Origin of the sequence: Sporosarcina sp. HYO08, assembly GCF_001563475.1 — a bacterium.
Taxonomy (GTDB): Bacteria; Bacillota; Bacilli; order Bacillales_A; family Planococcaceae; genus Sporosarcina.
This window is the reverse complement of sequence record NZ_LPUT01000023.1, coordinates 26,065-44,017: the sequence shown is the minus strand read 5'-3', so window position 1 is coordinate 44,017 and position 17,953 is coordinate 26,065. Positions and strand designations below refer to the sequence as shown.

At 41.9% G+C, this 17,953-nt stretch carries 15 protein-coding genes and 1 pseudogene; 6 read left to right on the top strand and 10 right to left on the bottom strand.

Annotation, left to right across the window (positions count from 1 at the left end; translation table 11 throughout):
- Window positions 1–49: 49 nt before the first annotated feature.
- Window positions 50–1,846 (bottom strand): ABC transporter ATP-binding protein, encoded by a 1,797-nt coding sequence (locus tag AU377_RS07230; protein ID WP_067406256.1) that lies wholly within the window; start codon window positions 1,844–1,846, stop codon window positions 50–52.
- Window positions 1,847–3,601 carry an ABC transporter ATP-binding protein gene (locus tag AU377_RS07225; protein ID WP_067406253.1) on the bottom strand — a complete coding sequence of 585 codons (1,755 nt, stop codon included), beginning with the start codon at window positions 3,599–3,601 and terminating at the stop codon, window positions 1,847–1,849. It abuts the gene before it with no gap.
- A 312-nt stretch (window positions 3,602–3,913) separates the two neighbouring features.
- Between AU377_RS07225 and AU377_RS07220 the strand changes: the two genes are divergently transcribed.
- From AU377_RS07220 to AU377_RS07210, 3 genes are all read left to right on the top strand, one after another.
- Window positions 3,914–4,345, top strand: a complete 432-nt coding sequence (locus AU377_RS07220) for a DUF4362 domain-containing protein (RefSeq protein ID WP_067406250.1) — start codon at window positions 3,914–3,916, stop codon at window positions 4,343–4,345.
- Window positions 4,346–4,520: 175 nt separating this feature from the next.
- Window positions 4,521–5,087, top strand: a complete 567-nt coding sequence (locus tag AU377_RS07215; protein WP_067406247.1) for an RNA polymerase sigma factor — start codon at window positions 4,521–4,523, stop codon at window positions 5,085–5,087.
- Complete coding sequence (locus AU377_RS07210) at window positions 5,065–6,690, top strand: DUF4179 domain-containing protein (protein ID WP_067406244.1); 1,626 nt, start codon at window positions 5,065–5,067, stop codon at window positions 6,688–6,690. The genes AU377_RS07215 and AU377_RS07210 overlap by 23 nt, the downstream gene beginning before the upstream one ends.
- A gap of 209 nt (window positions 6,691–6,899) precedes the next feature.
- On the opposite strand, the gene AU377_RS07205 is transcribed toward AU377_RS07210, so the two are convergent.
- The 3 genes from AU377_RS07205 to AU377_RS07195 form a co-directional block, all read right to left on the bottom strand.
- Window positions 6,900–8,114 carry a CynX/NimT family MFS transporter gene (locus tag AU377_RS07205; RefSeq protein ID WP_082731959.1) on the bottom strand — a complete coding sequence of 405 codons (1,215 nt, stop codon included), beginning with the start codon at window positions 8,112–8,114 and terminating at the stop codon, window positions 6,900–6,902.
- A gap of 289 nt (window positions 8,115–8,403) precedes the next feature.
- Window positions 8,404–9,027: an FMN-binding negative transcriptional regulator gene (locus AU377_RS07200; RefSeq protein WP_067406242.1), complete on the bottom strand. Its 624-nt coding sequence runs from the start codon at window positions 9,025–9,027 to the stop codon at window positions 8,404–8,406.
- A 113-nt stretch (window positions 9,028–9,140) separates the two neighbouring features.
- Complete coding sequence (locus AU377_RS07195; RefSeq protein ID WP_082731958.1) at window positions 9,141–10,583, bottom strand: PLP-dependent aminotransferase family protein; 1,443 nt, start codon at window positions 10,581–10,583, stop codon at window positions 9,141–9,143.
- Between the two features lie 87 nt (window positions 10,584–10,670).
- Between AU377_RS07195 and AU377_RS15270 the strand changes: the two are divergent.
- Together AU377_RS15270 and AU377_RS07190 are read left to right on the top strand one after the other, a co-directional pair.
- Window positions 10,671–10,949, top strand: a pseudogene (locus AU377_RS15270) (FMN-binding negative transcriptional regulator); the annotation flags it as partial.
- Between the two features lie 120 nt (window positions 10,950–11,069).
- Window positions 11,070–11,681, top strand: coding sequence for a LysE family translocator (locus tag AU377_RS07190; RefSeq protein WP_067406238.1), 612 nt, complete (start codon window positions 11,070–11,072; stop codon window positions 11,679–11,681).
- 140 nt (window positions 11,682–11,821) lie between these two features.
- Here the strand turns inward: AU377_RS07190 and AU377_RS07185 are convergent, their stop codons facing one another.
- Complete coding sequence (locus tag AU377_RS07185) at window positions 11,822–12,895, bottom strand: RNA-guided endonuclease TnpB family protein (protein ID WP_067406235.1); 1,074 nt, start codon at window positions 12,893–12,895, stop codon at window positions 11,822–11,824.
- A 385-nt stretch (window positions 12,896–13,280) separates the two neighbouring features.
- Between AU377_RS07185 and AU377_RS15635 the strand changes: the two genes are divergently transcribed.
- Window positions 13,281–13,436, top strand: coding sequence for a hypothetical protein (locus AU377_RS15635; RefSeq protein ID WP_172794038.1), 156 nt, complete (start codon window positions 13,281–13,283; stop codon window positions 13,434–13,436).
- 74 nt (window positions 13,437–13,510) lie between these two features.
- On the opposite strand, the gene AU377_RS07180 is transcribed toward AU377_RS15635, so the two are convergent.
- The 4 genes from AU377_RS07180 to AU377_RS07170 form a co-directional block, all read right to left on the bottom strand.
- Window positions 13,511–13,837 (bottom strand): DUF3870 domain-containing protein, encoded by a 327-nt coding sequence (locus tag AU377_RS07180; RefSeq protein WP_067406231.1) that lies wholly within the window; start codon window positions 13,835–13,837, stop codon window positions 13,511–13,513.
- A 58-nt stretch (window positions 13,838–13,895) separates the two neighbouring features.
- Window positions 13,896–14,294 carry a hypothetical protein gene (locus AU377_RS15900; protein ID WP_368664423.1) on the bottom strand — a complete coding sequence of 133 codons (399 nt, stop codon included), beginning with the start codon at window positions 14,292–14,294 and terminating at the stop codon, window positions 13,896–13,898.
- A 48-nt stretch (window positions 14,295–14,342) separates the two neighbouring features.
- The gene (locus AU377_RS07175; protein ID WP_368664422.1) at window positions 14,343–15,311 is read right to left on the bottom strand and encodes an APC family permease; all 969 of its coding nucleotides are present in this window, start codon (window positions 15,309–15,311) and stop codon (window positions 14,343–14,345) included.
- Between the two features lie 500 nt (window positions 15,312–15,811).
- A complete protein-coding gene (locus AU377_RS07170; protein WP_082731984.1) occupies window positions 15,812–17,863 on the bottom strand; it encodes a transglycosylase domain-containing protein in 2,052 nt (683 codons plus the stop codon).
- Between the last annotated feature and the right edge of the window lie 90 nt (window positions 17,864–17,953).

The following is a 17,953-nucleotide window of genomic DNA, read 5'->3' as shown; positions in this document are numbered from 1 at the left end:
CTGAAATTGAACGAAGGGCGTAGAAAGAAAATCTTTCTACGCCCTTCGTTTAGATGACGTCATCTTCCAAAATATTGTTCTGCAGCAAGTACATTTTATGATACAGCCCTCTTTGTGCCAGCAACTCCTGATGCGTACCGCGTTCGACAATTTCACCTTTATGCAACACGAGGATTTGCTCAGCATCTTGGATCGTACTTAGACGGTGCGCGATGACGATCGTCGTTCGGCCTCTCCGCATTTTCTCCAAACTTTCTTGAATGGCAACTTCCGTTTCCGTGTCAATGTTTGCAGTTGCTTCATCTAGCACAAGAATTTTCGGCTTTGTTGCGATCGTTCTCGCAAATGCGATGAGCTGCCGTTGCCCGCTTGAAAAAGTAGAGCCGCGTTCTGTCACTTTTTCTAAATAGCCATCGGGCAGTTTCTCGATAAATTCATTCGCCCGAACAAACTCTGCCGCCGCCTTTACTTCTTCGGCAGTCATATCCGGGGCATGCAGCCGAATATTGCTTTCGATATCTCCGTAAAAGAGAAAAGGATCTTGTAAGACGAGACCGATTTTCTTCCGTAATTCCGATTTCGGATACGCTTTTAATGAAACGCCGTCAATGACAATATTTCCGCGCTCATATTCATAAAACCGCATGAGCAAGTTGATAATCGAACTTTTTCCGCTGCCAGTGTGTCCGACGAGTGCGACCGTTTCCCCTGCATTCGCAGTAAATGAAATGTTTTTGAGTACATCTGTTTTGCCATCGTAGGAAAAAGTAACATCTTGGAATTCGATTTTACCATCCGCAATAGAGGCGTTGTTTTGTTCACGCTGAGCAGGCTCCATATCTGGCTCATCTAGCAATCGGAATACCCGAGAAGCCGCAACGATTGCCTGTTGGAAAATGGATAGTCGCATCATAACATGACCAATCGGCTCAAAGAAACGGTCAATATACGTCACAAATGCATAAACGACCCCGACTTCTATGGCATGATCGAAGGATGCAATGCCGAAATAGCTTAATAAGAGAATGATCGCCGCTGCATAGACAAGGTCCACTGCCGGGCGAAGGAGCAAACCGTCCAGTTTAATATTGCGCATCCCCGCCCGGTAATGCTTCCCATTAATTTCCGCGAATTCTTGTTCGAATCGTTCCTCTTGCCGGAATGCCTGAATCATACTCATGCCGGAAATAGATTCTGCAATTTTGGCATTGAGCTGACTGAGCCGCTCCCGTAAATCTTGGTAAAACTCCGCACTGTATTTTCGGTACGTTCGAATAATGAGAAAGAGCAGCGGTAATAGAATAAGTGCGATGGCAGCCAGCTTTGGGTTCAACGTAAACATTGCAATGTATATGCCAATGATCAAAAAAGCTGCTTGTAAAAAGCCTGCCAGTACATCGACGAACATTTCTTTAATCGCCTCGGTGTCATTCGTTACCCGAGAGACAATGCTTCCGGCCGGTGTCCGGTCAAAATAGCGCATCCCAAGTCTTTGCACTTTCGTAAACACATCGATCCGCATTTGCTGAATGATTTTTAGTGCGATTTCTTGAAACTTTAGTAATTGCACATAAGTAACAAACACATGTAAAATTTGAATGACGATAAAAGCAATCGCGAGCGTTGTAATTGGACCCGTTGGAAAATTGCCAGGCGTTAAGTAATCATCAATGAACTTTTTAATAAGAATAGGCCCCGCCACTTGCCCTAGGACAGATAAGCCGAGGAGAAAAAGGGCGAACGCAATCATCGCCTTATGCGGCTTCAAATAACTGAGCAACCGTTTTAACACAACCCATTGCTCTTTCCCGCTTAATGTCTGCTGCTGTTCATGAGGTGATTGCATTTACATTTCCCCTCCTTTCTCCACAAGTGCTTCCAGCTGTTGCAGTTCGTACATTTCTTTGTATTGTCCACCGAGTGCCATCAGTTCCTCATGCGAACCGTTTTCAATAATCGTTCCGCCTTCCATAACGATGATTTGATGTGCATGCTCAATGGCGCTTAGGCGATGAGAGGTGACAATCGTCGTCTCTCCCGACCTTGTTTCTTTCAGCGATTGAAGGATCGCTTCTTCTGTCTTAGCGTCAACGGCCGACAACGAATCATCTAAAATAAGCAATTCGGGTTTCATCATAAGTGCCCGCGCAATGGAAATACGCTGCTTTTGTCCGCCTGATAAAGACACACCGCGTTCGCCGACGATCGTTTCATAGCCGTCCGTAAATCCGAGAATATCTTCATGAATATGCGCAAGCTTTGCCGCCCCTATCATTTGTTCTTTGGAAGCGGTTGTGTCTGTAAAGGCAATATTTTCAGCAATCGTCGTGGAAAATAAAAAATGATCTTGCGGTACATAACCAATCGATTCACGCAATCGATCCCGTTTGTAATTTTTAATCGGTATACCGCCATAAGTAATATTTCCTTGATAGCCTTCAAATTCCCGAAGCAAAAGCTTGAGGATCGTCGTTTTACCAGAACCGGTCTTTCCGACGATGCCAAGCGTTTCTCCCCGCTTCAATGTAAAATGGACATTGCGCAGCGCAGGCTCGTTGTCTTCTGGAAATGTAAATTCATCGATATCAAATTGTAAATCCCCCGCTGCTTTTAGGTCAACAGCGTTTGGCTGGTCTTCAATTTCCGCTTTTTCATTTAATAATTTTGTAATGCGCCCGTATGAAGCACGTCCACGTTCTACAATATTAAACAGCCAGCCAAATGCGAGCATCGGCCAAACGAGAAGACCAAGATAAGCTGTAAAAGCAACAAGATCTCCAAGCGTCATCGTCCCCGCAAGGATGAATTTTGAACCGAAATAGATGGATAGAAAAAAAGAAATACCAACGATAAAAGAAATTGTTGGATGGAATAACGAATCAACTTTCGCAACCCGCATATTTTTGTCAACGACATCGCCAGATAAGCGTGTAAAATCATCAATATCTTCTTGTTCTTGCCCAAATGTTTTGATGACTTTGATCCCAGAAATGCTCTCTTGCGTTTTATCGTTTAGATCGGAAAAAGCTTCTTGCGCATAGCGGAAACGCTCGTGAAGCAGTTTTCCGTAATAGCTCGTTAATACAATCATAAAAGGCATCGGTATAAGTGCAATCAATGTCAGCTTCCAGTTAATCGTCAGTGCCATGGCCAGAATAACGAAGCTGCCTGAAGTAAACGAATCGACAAGCGTCAGAACCCCGGCTCCAGCTGTTTGCTGAACAGCGCTTAAATCATTCGTCGCATGGGCCATTAAGTCACCAACCCGCCTCTTTTGATAAAAAGACGGAGACATTTGCGTGAAATGGTGGAAAAGGCGCTGCCGCAGTTGTCTTGATAGTAAAACGGCGGAGCCAAAAATCATGATGCGCCAGTAATAGCGAAGCACATACATCATAAGTGCCGCTACCGCAAGAACGACAAGCCATTTCGCTAAAATGCCTCCCGTTAACGTTCCTTTTTGAATGTCGTCAACGACATAGCCAATAATTTTCGGAGGAAGCAATTGTAAAAATGCAACAAAAATGAGCAATATGATTCCAGTCAAATATTGCTTTTTTCGCTGCTTGAAATACCAACCCAGTTCGATAAATACTTTCATTTAGTTTCCTCCCTTCCCCTTTTATCAATTACGCCTTGGCGTAATTGCGTCCAGATTTTGAATCGAGCTTGCTCGATTAACTCCTTTCAAAATCTGTGACATCCGCCGGAGGCTTTATCTTTAGTCAGCGGGTGGTTGAATATCTGCTGACTAAAGATAAAGTGCCTTCCTTATTTTAACAAATATTTCGAAGTCCGAATAGACGAGAAATTTAAATGATTCGACTAGTAAAATAAATGGTTGTTCGTAAAGAAACAACTTGTCTCATAGAATGTACTATTGCGGATCTGAAAAGAATTGGGAGGTACCGATTTGAAGAAATTTCTACTGTGTTGGTTCGGAGTGATTTTGCTCCTTTCAGCTTGCGCCTACGACAGTACAAAAGCAGTCAAAAATGGTGATGTCGTCAATATGCACGGGCCGGTGTATAACCTTTTCCAGTTTGAACGGTTTGTAGAAAGTATCCATCAACAGAAAAAAGACGAGGTGCGCATTACAAATTATTCTCTTGAAGGCGATCCAACGATTTATAATTTATCGTATGATGGCGCATCTATTGACTTACGGATTGATCGTTCTAAAAATAAAAACAGGGGGGATGCCCCTGCGAAAGAACAATTGACGTGTTCAACCATTGTGGAAGAAGACGGCGAGCAGTTATTCATTTACACACTAGAGGGCTGTGATCGTGTAGACAGTTTTACGATACTCAGCGTGGCGAAAGAGCATGATCACGACCATTAAAGCAACTTGTATCAATAATGAACGCCGTCAATTAGTAAAGAATGGACTTTCTCCCCTTCTATGAGAAAGTCCATTTTTTTATTTTTAGTGAGACGATTTCCTAACTCGACTCGTTATACTAAGTGAAGTACATAAACGAAACATGCGCATGATCGTTTGACGAAGGAGGATAATGATGCAAGAAGAGAGTGAATGGATCCAACAAGTGCTTGCCGGCAACAAACAAGCCTATGCGTTTATTATCGACAAATATAAAAATCCATTATATGGAACCATTTTGCGTATGACCCAACATCCGCAAGATGCGCAAGATTTAGTGCAGGAAGCGTTCATCAAAGTGTACGAGCAGCTTCATCAATACGATGCCACTGGTTCATTTTCGAGCTGGCTGTACCGCGTGGCGATCAATCATTGTATGGATGAATTCCGAAAAAAGCGTTACCAAATGAAGCAAGTTGAAGTTGAGGAAAGTTCGATTGTCAATACGAATCATCCGGAAGTAATTTTTTTGCAGAAAGAAAAAAAACGTCAACTGGAACGATTAATCGCCACATTGCCAGAAGATGAGCGGATCATTATTTTACTGCGCTATGTCAATGAACTGGGCTATATCGAGATTAGTGAATTAGTAGACGTCCCCCTTTCTACCGTTCGCAATAAACTTCACCGCGCGAAGAAGAAAATGAGGGCGACAGTCAAACGTGGAGGAGGAGATTTTCATGAACTGTCCATCTGCCGATAAACTTTCACAATATGTAGATGATTTACTAATAGAACAAGAGAAAGAAGCCGTAAAAAAGCACGTCAACCATTGCACGGAATGTCAACGAATTATTATGGCGTTAAAGGATGAACAGCATTACTTTCAAGAAGTATTGCAGTCCCCCGCTTTACCAGATGATTTTACGGCAAATATTTTGGATCAACTGGAGCCTTATGAACAAAAGGCTGTTCCGCCAAAAAGGAAACCTTGGAAGCGAGTCATGTACGCAGCCGCGACAGTTGTCGTAGCGCTTGGCGTAAGTGCCGCGGTCACACCGAGTTTTGCCAGCTGGATTAGCGGTTTATTCACAACGGATCAAGTCGATGAAGGTGTCAGACTGGCGGCGGATGCGGGACTTTTGGAACGAGTGAATCTTACAGTGACGGACCAAAATATTACATTTAAAGTCGAAGATGTTGTGGCAGATCCGTCACGGGTCGTTTTATCTTTTCAAATATTAAATCAAAATGGAAAACCGCTTAAAGCTGATATTAATAATTTTGCTATGGCCAATGGTGGAATTAAAGCAGTTGATCAAAACGGTCAATTGTTTGAGATGGTTGGGACAGGATGGCGCGAAGCTAGTGATTACGGTTATATTGAAGTGCCATTAAGGGAACATGCAGCGACCGAGAAGCTAACTGTCCATATTGATTTGAAAGAGTTAAATGGTGTAAAGGGAAATTGGCAATTGGATGTCCCGGTCGATTTAACGAAGAGTAATGCGCTCACAACAAAAACGACATTTGATGAAATAGCAAGCCGCCAAGGTGTTTCTATTCATTTAAATGAAATGAAATTTGCCCCTTCTTCAACAGAGTTTATCTATGAAACGCTATTTACAAATGAAGAGCAAGCAAAAATTGAACGTCATATTCAGGCGCTTGAAGCGAAGTTTGGCAAAGAAAGTGTCACTTCTGGCCGATATGGCACAGCGATTCACTTTCACTTTGAAAATGCCGATGGACAGACGATTTACGAACAAGATGATCACAATTTTTATACAGAAGATTCCAAGCCTGGCGATATGACGCAATATCAAAATACTGGCTTCGATACGGAACAGCTTGGACACGTTAAATGGAATCAATCCTTCTTCCCGCATCAAGATGACCGTGCCCTTACATTTGTATGGGATGGCGTGTTAAAAACAGTCCCATCCGACTTTTCGATTGCTATTGACTCAAAAAACGTGAAGAAAGATCCTGTTACATTTGACTACGAAGGGAATTTCCTCACGATCAACAAAGTCAAAAAGAAGCATGAGTTTTATTTGCAAAAGTCGATTTGGCCAGTTGGCAAACGTACTTCTATTGTCATTGAAATGGAAGGCGGCACAGAACCGCTCTCCTCTACACTTGGGACTTGGGTTGTCGTCGATGACAAAGGGCATGTCTATCCAGCTTATGAGAGTGGATCCATACTGAATGAGAAAGATAAAAATGGCCGCCATCAAATGACGATTGATCTAGTGGTATATGACTTGGAAGAAATTCCAGAACAATTGACATTGCACCTTATTTCTGTCACGCGTTATGAAAAAGTGGAAGAACCTTGGAGAGTACCGTTGTATGAGGAATGATGGATAAGGTTAAAAAACGAGGAGCTCCTTCGAATTTTAACGGGTTCTCTTTTGGGAGAGAAAGTTAATTTTTAACAATAAAATAACAAGCAAAATAGCACAGTAAAAACAAAAGAAGGGGTTGTCCCGAAGCGAAGAGCCAGGCACTTCTAGGCCAACCCCTTTTACTTAATCAGCAAACTTTTTATCAGTTTGGGAATTTGTGAAAACTATTGTAAAGAAGAAGAATTCGGTTTAAGAAAAGGTGTCAAGACAAGCATAAGAATGGTTACACCTACAAGAAGCCAAATCGAACTGCTGAAATCTCCAGAGATATCTCGCATAAATCCAACCAAAAACGGTCCTGTCGCTGCAATCAGATACCCCACAGTTAAAACAAATGCATTCCAGTCATTAGATTCTTCTACTGTATTCGTATTATCTAGTGGCAAGGTCATACTTAGCGTAAAGGCACCACCGAGACCAAATGCAAAAATAGATATAAATATAAATGGAGCTAAATTTGGTCCAATAGCAATGGCAATTAAACCTACTATCGCCAGAACAGAAGAAGCAGCTAACCAGCCACGGCGATCAAGTGATTTACTAAGCCAGCCGAATATAGGATTGGCTAACATAAATACGACGGTGAAAGTTAAGAGAATAAACCCTGAAACTGTAACGGATTTCCCAAGTTCTTGATACATGAGTGAAGTCCAAGATATTAAAGCATAAAAAAGGAAATTAACACATCCGAAATATAATGCGATCATCCATGCTGTGCGGTTTCTAATTGGAAGTTTTATTCCAGCTGTAGAGGTTTCTTTTGAAACGCTATTATCCTTGCGCCCTTGAAGGATTACAACAATCCAAGCAATGATAGCTAAAACTCCCGGCACAGCCCAAATACCAGAAGCCAAGCGCCATCCGCTATCTGCATTTGAAGCGATTATTCCTGTTGTACCTGCCGAGACTGCAGTACCCAAGGAGAGTGCCGTAGTATATATCCCCATTAGTAATGCTGCTTTTGTAGGGAATTTCAATTTGATAAAACCACCCATTAAAGTACCAACGATTGCGATACCAGCACCAACACCTACTGTCGTTAAAAGTAGTGAAAATGTATTGGGAGAAAATACGCGCGCTATCGTAGAGAAAGTAAGCAATAATAAAGCAAAAAGGATAACTGTATTACGCCCATAACGACGGGCAAGCCATGGGGTAGTCAGTGCTAAAATCCCCATTAAAAAATCAGGTATCGTAATCAATAACGAAGCCGTAGAATAGGAAAAATTAAAATCGGCTTGAATAAGAGACAATATAGGTCCAGTAGAAATAATTCCCGGACGTAAACTAATCGACACAAGAATAATAGCCACGATCGCTAACCCTGCACCGCCACTATGTTGTGTTTTCACTAAATCTTGTTCGTTATTTTTTCTCATCTAACCATCCTTCTTTTGTAAAACTCCATGATGTAAGATCCAAACTTACCGAAGTCCGTATTTTTTCAAGGGAAACGTAGCATGAAGCAATGACATGTGATAGGTTATTGGTAGATAGATGGTTTCACAGTTTGTAAATAATATAAAATCCGTAACCCATCCCTAATAGCCTTCTACATACTCAAGCCTCTAAAATATCTGCTACATTCCAAATAAGTTTTTGATGTTATTGTGTTGTAATTATCACCATAAAACACTCTCTTTACTCATAACAATCCTAACCACTCCCTTATTTATTATTTTCCATGGTTTTTTTCATCACTTCAGCCAATTGTTGAGAATTTATATTATCTTCTTCTTGTAATTTTTCAATGATATTCTGATAATCTTCTTCATTTCGATTCTGACTTAGTTTAAAGGCGGCTTGAATTTCTTCCACTTTAATTTTAAATCCAACAATTCCTTTTAGTTCTCGTTCTAATAGCTTAGGAGATAATATATCCCATAATATTGGATTTTCACGATGTTTCTCGTACTTTTCCAATAACTTAGTTAGATCTTGTTTTAACTCCTCTTCTCCTGAAATGGTTGCTTGCCCATATACGTGTACCGCTTGATAATTCCATGTTGGCACGTTTTCATGGCCATACCATGAAGAAGAAATGTACGCATGTGGTCCTTGGTAAATAACAAGAACATTTTCACTGGTTTCAAACGTTCGCCATTGGGGATTCCCATATGCAAAATGCCCGGCAATGAAATATTCCTCCCCCTCTTTTTGAAGCTGTAATGGAAGATGGGTCGCAATCGGCTTCCCCTTTTTGGTTGTGACAACCGTCGCAAAGGAGTTCTCCTCCATAAATCCAATCACTTCATCCATATTTTTCACTTGAAAATATGTTGGTATAAACATAAGCACCCTTCCCTTTCTATTTGTTAACATCGTATACTAGTGATTGACATCTTTAAAGGTACAAATTTTATAAAATAGGCATGTCAGAGGTGAAGGTATGAAAAATATCATTTTTACAGATTTTCCGAACGGGAAAGCCCGCCGCCTTTAGCCGTGGGAGTCTCAATGTCTTTCTCCCCCACCCATGCCTTTTTTAAAAGCTCGACGCCAAGATCGATTTCATCAATAGAAAGATGACTAAATCCAATTTTAATGATTGGGCGATCAGTATGATTGTTCATAAAATAGAGTGAAGTCGGATAGACTTTCACACCACAAGAAGAAGCGCGCTGAATGAGCCATTCTTCTGAATGGTTCAGGTGTAATTTGATGAGTAAATACAAACCAGATTGTTCGCCAATGATCGTAATCGTTGGGCCGAAATGCTTTCTTAACTCAGCAACTAAATGCGACACTTTTCTTTTATACACGAGCCGCATTCGTTTAATATGCCGATTCCACTCTCCCGATTCCATAAATTTTGCCATTGTGAGTTGGCTTAAAAGCGAAGTTGAACTTTCAAAATAAGCGAAATGCTTTTGATATTGACTTAAAATAGGCTCCGGTAGCACCATATAGGCTAAACGGAGGCCCGGAAGAAATGATTTTGAAAAATTCCCTAAATAAATGACCCGTGCCGCATCAATGGAGGCAAGCGCGGGAAATGGTTTTTGTGTATAGCGAAACTCGCTGTCATAATCATCTTCAATAATATAGCCGCACCTCTCATTCACCCATTGAATAAGCATTTGCCGCTGTTGAATGGATAGGCTCACACCAATTGGGCTTTGATGGGAAGGGGTTACATACAGTAATCGGGAGTTCATTTGTTTTAATTGTGAAAGATCAGCACCTGTTTCGTGCACCGGCAACGTTTCAAACTCAAAACGATGAAATTGAAAAGCTTCCCTTGCGCCGTCATAACCCGGGTCTTCCACGATAATGCTCTGAAATTCCTCTTTTAGTATTTGTCCAAGGTATACAAGCATTTGTTGGGTACTGCTTCCAATAATGATCGCATTTGCATTTGTTTTCACGCCGCGTGATTGGAATAAATATTTTGCAATTTGTTCGCGCAAAACTTCTTCCCCAAATGGTTCGCCGTATCGAAAGCTGTCTTGCCATGTTAATACTTGATTGGCCATCCTTCTCCAAATTTTTAACGGAAAATGGGCTTGATCGACCGCATCTCCCCTGAAATTTATTACCGGCATTTTCTTTAACGCTGTTTGCTTTTTACGATGTGGGTTCTCGTTCTCCTGAAATAATAAGGGTTCGACTTCATTCACAAAATACCCTTTTCTGCCCTCTCCGCGAATATATCCTTCCGCGACAAGCTGTTCATAAGCTGTTAATGTTGTATTGCGGCTTACATGTAAGGAATCCGCAAGCTGTCGAATCGATGGTAGCCGGTCATTCGGCCGTATGTCCCCACGTTCAATAAAAGACTTAAACTTCTCGTAAATCTGCTGATACTTCGGAGAACCTTCTTCCAACACAAAAATCGTATTTTTCATTTTCATCCACCCTGACATGTTTGTTTGTTTTTTATTGTACCTTTTTAGGTGTCAGTATGTGTAGTAGGATATGAATATTGGGAATTTATGAAACTTGTAAAGGAGTTGCCAAAATTTTATATCCTTAAACAATTTCAGCTCGATGATCCAGATTTGATTTTTGACGTTATCGAAAGGCATAGTTTTGCCACACTCTTTTCCTAGCACAATGGAGATCCCTATGCTACCCATTTGCCTTTCACAATCAATAAAGATGAAAATATCTTATACAGCCACTTTGCGCGCCCGAATCCGCAGTGGAAAGATATTGAAAATCAGAAAGTCCTAACGGTTTTCCAAGGTCCTCACTGCTATATCTCTCCCTCTTGACAAGAGCTCGTGATCAAACAGTTGGAGCAAGTTCCCATGCAAAACGAGCAACAAATTGCTTCTTTAATGAAAGCAAACCCCAAAAATCTTTCGCTATAAACAGAAGGAGTTTATTGTATGGATTTCACAACAATTTGGTTGTTTGTAATCGCTGCGCTTACTTTGTTAATCATACCTGGGCCAGCTGTGTTTTACATTATGGCAAGAAGTATCGATCAAGGAAAGACAGCGGGGCTCGTCTCGGTTCTTGGTGTATCTGTCGGCGGTTCCGTTCACGTTTTAGCGGGGGCAATGGGCGTTTCCGCGATTCTACTGACATCCGCGACAGCGTTTCAGATGGTCAAATATTTAGGCGCTGCTTATCTCATCTATTTGGGATGCAAAACGTTATTTGCTAGATCCGATCAAACGACTTCAGACTTGCCAACAGTTCCTCGCAAAAAATTACTCAAAGTTTTTTATGAATCAGTACTCGTAGAAGTGATGAATCCGAAGACAGCACTCTTTTTTCTTGCCTTCTTTCCGCAATTCATATCACCTGCTGCCGGATCCGTCACCATGCAATTCCTACTGCTAGGAACGATATTTATACTCCTAGCTTTTATGAGTGATGGTCTGTATGCAGTTCTTGCGGCAAGTATTAGAAATCGGGTGCTCACTATTGAGACTCCCACGGCTAAAGCCGCAAGCCCTTCACCTTACGGTGCAACGGGTGGGATTCTTGAGTGACTTTGCGTTCGCAGTCCATTTCTGTTTTGAACAGCCCTCAAGTTTAGGGGCATCTCATTGCCCCGCCCTATTTCGTTCTACCTACTGTTGATAGGCATGTACTGAAACAGGCGGTGTCGCTTTGACCACGACACTAATTTTTATACGATCTTTGTTGTTGACAGCCCGCTAATCGCCTTCGCTATGTTGATCGAGGCATTTACATCCGCATGACTTAAATAGCCGCATTTTACGCAAAGAAAAGAATCTTTGTTCCGATTATGCTTATCGGTATGACCGCATTTACACGTCATAGATGTGTATTTGGGATCCACATATTGAACCAAAAGCCCTGCTATTTTTGCTTTATATTCAATAAATTGTTGCAATTGATAGTGCGACCAACTATGCAAATTGCGTCCTGCTTCTTTTTTTGATTTTCTTGAATGGCGAATACCCGTCAAATCTTCCATTCGAATTAGATGAACACCGTTCTCTAATGCAAAATCAACGATTTGGCGGCTGATCTTATGGTTGGTATTTTTCATCCATTCAGATTCTTTATTTTTTGATTTACGAATAGCATCTAGCTTCTTCGCATTACCAAGCTTTCTCCTCCGAGCAGCAAAACGCCTTCTTCGATAGGCCATTTCATTCCCTGAGAAGAAGAGTGAAGTTGTCCCAATTGAAGCAACCGCAAGTTGACGGAGTCCAATGTCTATGCCCATTATTTTAGGGGGATCAGCTTGTTTTTGTTTCACCTCGAATGATAAGGTGACTGCGACAAACCAGCGCCCTCTTTTTTCATACAGTTCAGTCGCACCTTGTTTAGCACCACCAGACAAAAGTCTGTCAAGCCAACGCTGTTGGTGCTCTTTGCAGACAACCGGCACACCAATTCGCTTGTTTAGTGTCGGGAAAGAGACTTTATACAAGCCATTCTCCTTCTCCACTCTAAAATTCTGATTATTAAAGCCACACCATAAGCGGCGAAAGACTTTCGCTTTTTGGTTTTTCTTTTTCGATTTCACCGTGCGAATCGTTTGATTGACGATAGCCGATGGGAATGGCTCATCAGAATAAAGATGAAATACTTTCGAAGTGGCTGTTTGTAGCCCTTCGAAATCCAAAAGCCAATTTGAAAAAGCAGTATTAACCTTTGTCATCTTTTGGAACATTGATACTTTCTCTTTTGTTGGCTTTCGAAGCTCTAGTTTCAGCGTGATAGTTTGCAAGTAGTTCACCCCCCCTTTTCAGTATACCACGAAAAAGAACACCTGTTCACAACTTGAGTATAACTGGAATGTATAGCTGAAGAAAGAATTTCAAATACTTGAAGCGGCACAAGACCTTTGGTTTTTAGTGCCACTCCGTATTTGACCTCACTTTCATCCCACGCCTAAAGGCAGTGGGCTTTCTCGTTCGGAAAATCTGTAAAGTAGGTTCAAAGTACCAGAGTCGGATCACTGGCTGCTTTTATATTGTTTTAGGGGTGTTTTCCGCCTTCATAAGTCCTTCTCAAACATAAGTATGCGGTAAATGGTTATCAATCATGAATGCAAAATAAAAAACTTCCTTTTGTTCATACTACAGATGGATCTTACAAAAGGAGGGTTTTTCATGTCTGAGGAAAACAAAAATCGCAATAAGGATAAAGGCAAGCAAGCAAACGTCATGCCTAAATATGATACGGTAGCGAAGCATAAAGAAGTGGAGTTTGGGGAAGAAAGTGAATTTCTGAATATTAATGGCAAGAGAAATAAAAGAAAACGGTAAAAAAACAGTGCCTTCCACACGATGTGTGTGGCGGGCACTGTTTTCATGTGATCGATTGTATAGGCTTACATTTTTCAACTACTAGTTCCCTTTGCAGTGACTTGCAATTCATACTGCTTGTGTAAATCTTTTAAAGCGGAGACAAGTGCGTTGCTCGCTTTCCCTAAATAATGTTGCTTCACCACTTGGATGGGCTTGTCAATGCCATCGCGCAAACTATGTCCTCTTAATAAATGCTGAATGAAATCTCTTCCATGATCCGTTGCAAGCGTACAGCTTGCCGTGACGATCACCCCATAATTTTTGTCAATTTCTGCAGTAATCGTGATCGATTCGAACATATTCTGTGCGGCCATACCAGATGGAAGTCTTGCATGCCCTGCGATAAATAGTGTATTCACATTCCCAGCCCCCTCATGTTTCCGTCTTGGATCTCTGGCAGTCTATCGAATATTGCCACTATTGATTATACACTTCTTTCTCTGCTTGTTCATCTGTAGGGATTGCTAGTTCATCTTCTGTTTGGAGAATTCGATCTACCTCTTGATCCATTAATGTATTCGCATTGGTTGCTCCGTACTTGGACATTGCCCACTTGTAGAAAACAAATCCTAGTGCAGCCCAAGCGATGATAATGATCCATTCGTACGGCCAAACAAGTGCGGATGGCATGCCTGGCAGGTATAAAATCACAACGCCAATCGACATCAACAACGCAATCCATCCAACGGACGTGCCGCCTCGAACACGGAATGGCCGTCTCATTTCCGGACGCTTTTTCCGTAGAATAATAAAGGATAGTGCGACCATGAGCCAAGCAATGACTAACGCGAGACCACCTGCATCAACAAGCCACACGAGTGCTGGTCTGCCGAATAGAGGCGCGGCGGTTGTTAAAATTGCGATTTATAGAATCGCTTTGTGCGGTGTCTTATACTTCGGATGAAGTTCTGCCAAAAATTTCGGCAGCATACCTGCTTTTGCCAGCGCGTAAATCGCACGGCTTCCGCCAACATAGAAACCAATCCAGCTTGTTAAAATACCACCAATTCCACCAAGGACAAGTACATTCCCCATCATTTTGCTGCCGCCGAACGCTTTTGCCATCGCATCGGCCGTCACCAGCGTAGAGCCGGAAATCTCTGTCGGTGTCAACACTCGTGAAACACCGAAGATGATCAATAGATACCAAGTGATTGCGAGGCAGACCGAAAAGATGAGCAACTGACCAATCCGCTTACGCGGCAAATTAATTTCCTCCGCCGATTGTGGAATCACGTCAAATCCAACGAACATGAATGGTGTCATGATCAGTACGATTAAAATTCCGCTCATATTATTCGTGAAAAACGGTGCCATATTCTCGACATTTCCTGCGATTGAGCTACCTGTAATTAATAAAACCCCAGCGATCGCAATCAATAGCGTCAAAATCCCCATGATGACACTCGTTAACTTCATACCGCGATAATTGATCCAAGAAATAAGGATGGAACCGGCCATCCCAACGCCGTATCCCGGAATGAGATAATCGAAAACGGTTGGAAGCGCAACTGCTTCAAATGCGATCACAGAAACATAACCAAGAATGATCGCCCATGTGGTGATGAAAGAAGGCAATCGACCCATCGCGGCATGGGCATAATACATTTCTCCCCCCGCGAGCGGTAGCGCAGCTGCCAATTCTGCATAAGTGAGTCCGACAAACACAACGAGCAATCCACCGACTAGAAATGCAGCGATTGCCCCAAGTGAGCCAGCCTCGGTAATCCAAAGGCCTGCGGTAACAACCCATCCCCAACCAATCATTGCGCCGAATGCAAGCGCCAATACATCTTTGTTCCCTAAAATTTTTAACAGTTTTTGATCCTCCATTTTTTTACCCCCTTTATAGTTCGAACGTTTTTCGTTTCGATGTCACGTGCATCAGATGGCGTGCAGTGTTCATTGCCCAATCTTTGTTTAATGCCCTCAATCAATTGACAACGGGATTTTAAAATTCTTCGGCTTCATAGAGGCGGTAACATACATTCAATGTCCGCTCCTTTATGTGCATCCTTTATTGGTTAGTAAATTAAAGCGCTTACAATTATTCCTGGTATACAGAAAGATATGATCTTCCCCTTTTCGTGCCAATAGAAAAAGCCAGTTCAAAAAGACGATAACGGAGACCGTTAGTCTACTTGAACTGGCTTCTACCTGCGAATGAAATCTACTATCGATTTTCAACAGGCTGGGCAGTGTTTTTTATTCTCAATGAATGATTACTGTTTATGATACAACAAATACCAACTATTGTAAATCTTTGAAAATGTCTAATTTTGGTAAGTTTTGTAGAAAGACTGACAGATCGTCCCTTTTCCAACCGTAATTGCTCAATCGTCATCTTCCCGTTTCTTCTTTTCCTCTTTTTCCTTCTCTTTTTCTCGTTTCTTCTCTTCTTTTTCTCGCTCTCTTTCTCTTTTCTTTTGTTCTTTCTCGTCTTCTTTTTCCCGCTTCTCCTTCTCTTTCTCATGTTTTTCTCGTTCTTTCCGTTCTTCCTTCTCTCGTTTCCTTTTTTCCTTTTCTTGTTCCTTCATTTTCTCATTTTGTTTCTCGAGCTCTTTTTTCTTTTTCGCGATGAATGGTAACTCAAATCTCTTTGTAGGTAATTCACTAATCGACCTTGATAAAACTTGCTGAAATATTGGTGGCGCTGTGAAACTACTCGTCGATGTTAAATAATGTTCGGAATCCGTTTGGTCATACCCTAACCAAACCGCACCGACAATATCTGGCGTATATCCGACGAACCAATGATCCTTTGACCCATCAACACCGGTGAACGGCAGCTGGGTTGTCCCTGTTTTACCAGCTACTTCTATCCCTGATAGTTGTGCTTTTTTGGCCGTGCCGACTTCGACAGCACCTTGCAGCATATAGGTCATTTGCTGGGCAACTTGCGCTTCTGTTACTTCTACAGACTGTTCCCGCCATTTTCCAATGACTTCGCCTTCTGCATCTTTTATTTCTACAATCGCATGCGCTTCCATCATGACCCCATTATTCGCAAAAGTAGAGAATGCTTGCGCCATTCGCAGCGGTGACGTCCCTTGATGCAAGCCCCCTAATGCCAAGTTGAGGTTATGGTCATGTTCTTCCAATGGAATGCCGAACTGTTCGACGGTACGCACACCATTTTCAATGCCCATTTGATGCAAGAGCCAGACGGGCGGTATGTTATACGACTGAGCGATTGCATCGTACATGGTCACTTGTCCCCTGTATTGCCTGTCAAAATTTCTTGGGGAATAGCCATCAATATTGATGGGTTCGTCAACGAGTAAATCCGACATCTCATAGCCTTGCTCCAATGCAGAAGTGTAGACGGCAATTGGCTTTAAGGTCGATCCCGGTTGTCGAATAAGCTCCGTCGCATGATTAAACCGTCCATATGTATACTCCCCTCTGCCTCCAACCAATGCACGGATGCCACCTGTTGTAGGATCGAGGAAGACTGAAGCACTTTGAATAAGTTGATCGGGTTTACTCTCTGGAAAATAACGGTCATCCCGATAGACTTCTTCCAGGGCATCTTGAATGACAGAATTTAACTCTGTGTAAATATGGTATCCTCCAGAAAGCACTTCGTTTTTCGTTAGCCCGTACTTGTGAACCGCCTCGTCAACGATATGGTCAACATAATAGGGATATTTCCCTTTGAAATTCATCGTCGTTTGATCGGCTAACACAATTTCCTGTTTGATCGTTTCATCATAATCCGCTTGACGAATATATCCTTCATTTTTCATCAATGATAAAACGATGTTGCGTCGTTTGATCGCTTTTTCCATATTTTTATATGGAGATAAATAGGAAGGTGCTTTGATTAATCCTGCTAATGTCGCGGATTCGTTTAACGTTAACTCGCTGACGTCTTTTCCGAAATAGACTTGTGCAGCCCGCTGAACGCCCCATGCGCCTTCACCAAAATAGATTTGATTTAAATAGCGTTCTAAAATCTGATCTTTTGAATACGTTCTCTCAATTTTCTTTGTGAGAATTAATTCTTTCCATTTGCGAGAATAGGTACGTTCATGAGTTAAAAAAACATTTTTTGAAAGCTGTTGGGTGATCGTGCTTCCACCGGCAACGACTTCTCCTTTTACCAAATTTCGGGTAAATGCCCGTGCAATTCCGAAGTAATTGATCCCATGATGTTTGTAGAATTGTTGATCCTCCACAGAGATGACTGCTTCAATGAGTTCTTTTGGCATCTGATCTAATCGGACGCCTTCAATGTTGGCGTTTGAAATTTTACTAGCGATCTCTCCGTTTTGATCGTAAATAAAGGTCGGTCTTGGGTCAGGCTCTTCTAGTTTACTTACATCACTGAAAGTAATGAATAGATTGACCACGAGCAATCCACAAAGGATCATCCCTAGCATTCCAAATAGTAGGATTCGGATAGTTTTTTTGAGGGTAGACCATTTCTTCGTACTGTTCAATTGTTTCTGTTGCTGTTTACGTTCTATTCT